General features: G+C 72.7%; 3 protein-coding genes and 1 pseudogene. 3 read left to right on the top strand and 1 reads right to left on the bottom strand.

The genetic code is table 11. From position 1 onward, the window contains the following. Positions 1–935 (bottom strand): SIS domain-containing protein (locus tag B9S61_RS09660; RefSeq protein WP_103541896.1); only part of this gene is annotated, 935 nt, incomplete at its 3' end. 291 nt (positions 936–1,226) lie between these two features. Here B9S61_RS09660 and B9S61_RS09655 point away from each other — a divergent pair. The 3 genes and pseudogenes from B9S61_RS09655 to B9S61_RS09645 all read left to right on the top strand — a co-directional run. Beyond that, positions 1,227–2,039: a DeoR/GlpR family DNA-binding transcription regulator gene (locus B9S61_RS09655; protein WP_103541895.1), complete on the top strand. Its 813-nt coding sequence runs from the start codon at positions 1,227–1,229 to the stop codon at positions 2,037–2,039. A 389-nt stretch (positions 2,040–2,428) separates the two neighbouring features. Next, on the top strand, positions 2,429–3,091 hold the full coding sequence (locus B9S61_RS09650; protein ID WP_103541894.1) for a hypothetical protein: 663 nt from the start codon (positions 2,429–2,431) through the stop codon (positions 3,089–3,091). A 361-nt stretch (positions 3,092–3,452) separates the two neighbouring features. Beyond that, positions 3,453–3,796, top strand: a pseudogene (locus tag B9S61_RS09645) (CAP domain-containing protein); the annotation flags it as partial.

Raw genomic sequence — 3,796 nt, 5'->3', positions numbered from 1 at the left:
TGGAGGATGACGGACCGGGTGAGGTTGCGGGGCCGGTCGGGGTCGTATCCCCGTGCCTCGGCGCAGATCACGGCGAGGCGCTGGGCGCGGACGAGGTCGGCGAGCGGGTCCAGGCCCGCGGGCGTGGCGGTCGAGCCCGCGACCAGGGTGCCGCCGACCCGGGCGACGTCGTCGGCCAGGCCTTCCGGGAGTTCGCCGAAGGCCCAGGCGACCCGGCCCGGACCGGTGATGCTGATGGGCCCGTGCCGGTACTCCATCGCCGGGTACGCCTCGGTCCAGGCGCCGGCCGCCTCCCGCATCTTCAGAGCGGCCTCCAGCGCCAGGCCGCAGGTCCAGCCGCTGCCCAGGAACGTGAACTGTTCGGCTCCGCTCACCGCGGCGTCGAGTGGTTCGGTGACGGCCCGTTCGGCGTCGCGGATCGCGGCGTCCAGGGGCCGTACACCGGCGGGCAGGGCGTTCTCGGACTCCAGGTGGGCGCGGAGCAGCGCGAGGCCGGCGGTGGCGAACCGGGTCTGGACGACCGACTCCTCGTCGGCGAAGTCCAGTACGGCGACGGCGTCGGCCACCTCCGTCACGGGCGTCGCCGGATCGGCGGTGACGGCTCCGGTGGCAACGGTGCCCTTCACACGGCGCAGCAGGTGGAGGACCTCGGTGGTGGTTCCGGACCGGGTGATGGCGAGGACCCGGTCGTAGCGCCGCCCGAGCGGGAACTCGGAGGCGGCGTAGGCGTCGGTCTCGCCGTGGCCGCCGCTCTCCCGCAGTGCGGCGTAGGACTGGGCCATGAACCAGGAGGTTCCGCAGCCGACGACGGCGACGCGCTCTCCCCGGCGGGGCAGGGCCGGCGCCTGGTGCGGCAGTGACGCGGCGGCCCGGCGCCAGACGGCGGGCTGGGAGGCGATCTCGGCCGAGGTGCGGCTGGAAGGGGTGGTGGACAAGGTGGCGTACTCCTTCGCGGGCGGGGTGGGGCGGTTGCGGTGCGGCGGGCCGGTCCGTCTCACCGGGCGGGCGGTGAGCCCGGACACCGGCTGGTCATGGCCGAGTGCGTGAAAATGCTCGAAGAGAGCCTTCTTCGAGCAATATCGAGCATGCATCATGTCGCGCAGTATCCAGCAGACCCGGACCCCGGGTCCAGGGCCCGTCACCCGGACGTTTCGGGGCAGGGCATGCCGCCCGGGTCCCTTACCGTGTCCGGAACGCCGCACCGAGGCCCAGAGGGAGTCCCGCGCATGTCCAAGCACGACCGGTGGAGCCGACTGCTGGAACTCCTCACCGGCGAGGGCCGGATCGACGTCGACGACGCGGCCACCGCGCTGGAGGTCTCCCCCGCGACCATCCGCCGCGATCTGGACGAACTCGCCGGACAGCAGATGCTGGTCCGCACCCGCGGCGGAGCCGTCGCGCACGGCGTCTCCTACGAACTCCCCCTGCGCTACAAGTCCGCACGCCACGCCTCCGAGAAACAGCGCATCGCGACGGCGGTGGCCGACATGATCGCCGACGGCGACGTGGTGGGCCTCAACGGCGGCACCACGACGACCGAGGTGGCACGCGCGCTGGGGTTGCGGGCGGGCGGCAGCCACGACGGACGGGGGCGGCGGGACGCCCCCGAGGCGTCGGCGCCCCTGTTCACGGTCGTCACCAACGCGCTCAACATCGCCGGTGAGCTGGCGGTACGCCCACAGGTGAAGATCGTGGTCACCGGCGGGGTGGCCCGCCCCCAGACGTACGAACTCGTCGGGCCGCTCGCCATGGGGGTGCTGAACGAGGTGGTTCTCGATGTCGCCGTCCTCGGAGTCGACGGCGTCGACCCGGAGTTGGGGCTGATGACCCATCAGGAGGACGAGGCCGGCATCAGCCGTCTGTTCGCCGAGCGGGCGCGCCGGGTGATCGTGGTCACCGACGCCTCCAAGATGGGCCGGCGCGCCTTCGCCCGGATCTGCGGACTGGACCGCGTGGACGTCCTGGTGACCGACTCCGCGCTGCCGTCCGGGACGGCGGCCCGGCTCACCGAGGCGGGCGTCAAGGTGCACGCCGTGTGAGCGCGTACGCCGGCGGCCCGCCGGTGTCGCACGGGAACACGCAAGTGCCCCCGGGCCGGGCGTCGCGGAGCCCGTGGGCGCGGATCGCGTCGCGGCGGAACACCACGTCCCGCTCCGTGGTAGCCGGGGGCCTGAGTCAGCGCGTCGGCCGCCCCCGCCGGCGATCGGGTGGGCCGCGGGTCCGGGTGCGGTGACGTGGGCCGGTCCGACGCGCCCAAATCGCCTGTTTACCAGAGGAATCGAAGCAATCGGCGACCCCGGGCGGTACGCCCCCGTCACCGCGCGCCTACGGAGCGAGTTGACCCTTCCGCGCCACAACAATGCGTGTGACACTGGCGTCCCGTCCGCAGTGCGGACCCTCTCCGCACCAACCCCACGAGAAGTGCGCCGTGCGTTCCTTTCCTCTGCCGATCGCCCTGACCGCGCGCCTGTCCCCAGTGGTCGTCCTCGCCGCGGCGGGCTGGGCGCTGTCCTCCGGCCCGCTGGCCGCACCGCAGGCCGCCGAGAGCAAGCCGACCGAGAAGACGAAGACCCAGTCCGCCTCCGCCCCTGCCGAGACGCAGGTGGCGAAGACGTACGCCGCCGCGCCGGCGCCGTGCGACAGCATCGCCGAGAAGAGCGTCAAGTCCCTTGTGCCGGGCGCCAAGACGGCAGGCAAGGAGATAGCGTCCACCGACACGAAGCTGCGCCGCACCTGCTCCTGGAACGCGCTCAAGGGCTACGAGTACCGCTGGCTCGACGTGTCCTACGAGGTGCTGGAGTCGGACGAGGCGGCGGAGCAGTCGTACCAGGGGCGGCTGGAGGAGAAGAGCGGCGGCGGCCCGGTTCCCGGGCTCGGGGACGCGGCGTACTCCGTCGTGAACCTCACCACCGAGGACAAGCAGCAGACGCGTGAGGGCGTGGTGCTGGCCCGTGCCTCCAACGCGCTGGTGATCGTGACGTACAACGGCAGCGACTTCGAGTCGAAGAAGGCACCCGACACGGAAGAGATCAACAAGGGTGCCATCAAGGCCGCCAAGGAGGCCGTGGCCGCCCTCGGAAGCCCGCAGTAGCCATCCGGAATTGATGGTTCCGTGACATCTGCCACACGGGGTTTCCGATCTGGGCGGGCCGCTTAGTAGGAACCGCTCCGGCGACATGGGGGACTTGTCCGGCTTGCCGTGGAAGTGTGCGGGGGCGGCGCGGGTGGCGGGCCGGCGGTGAGCCGGGGGCCACGGCCTCGTCGCCGGACGCGGGGTTCTGACGCGTCGGCAGGCCTTCCGGGAGACCCCTCACCGGCGGGTCTGCACGCTCTCCCGCCCGCCGCAAGACCCCGGCCGGCCTACGAGGCACGGTAGTAGAAAGGCCCTTTGCGCCCGGTGCGGGGCCGTCCCGAGAATGACCAGCCTCCGGACAGCAGGGGTGAGGTCACACATGGGAAAGCACCGCCATCAGCAGCAGTACCGCCGCACGGTCGTCGCGGCAGTCGCCATCGGCGTCATAGGCATACCCTCGGTCGCCATGGCCTGTACCGACTGGCCCGGCGGCGGTGAACGGCAGAACCGGGGCGGCACCGCCGCCGCCGTGGACCACGACCGGTGGGACGGCCCCGGCCGGTACCACCAGTGGAACGGCCGGCAGCACGGCACCCGTTCCCCGGCGCCGTCGGACACCCCGGCCGCCACCCCCGGCCCCTCGAAGCCGGGCACGGTGAACCCGGGCAGCGCCGAGCCGTCGCAGAAGCCGAAGAAGACGGCCTCCGGGTCGCCCACCACCGG

This window comes from Streptomyces sp. SM1 (assembly GCF_002910825.1).
Lineage (GTDB): Bacteria > Actinomycetota > Actinomycetes > Streptomycetales > Streptomycetaceae > Streptomyces > Streptomyces okerensis.
This window is presented reverse-complemented; position numbering and strand designations above follow the sequence as displayed.

Coding starts and splice junctions, on each gene's coding strand:
- B9S61_RS09655 (WP_103541895.1), top strand. CDS start 1,227: ATGTCCAAGCACGACCGGTGGAGCCGACTGCTGGAACTCCTCACCGGC.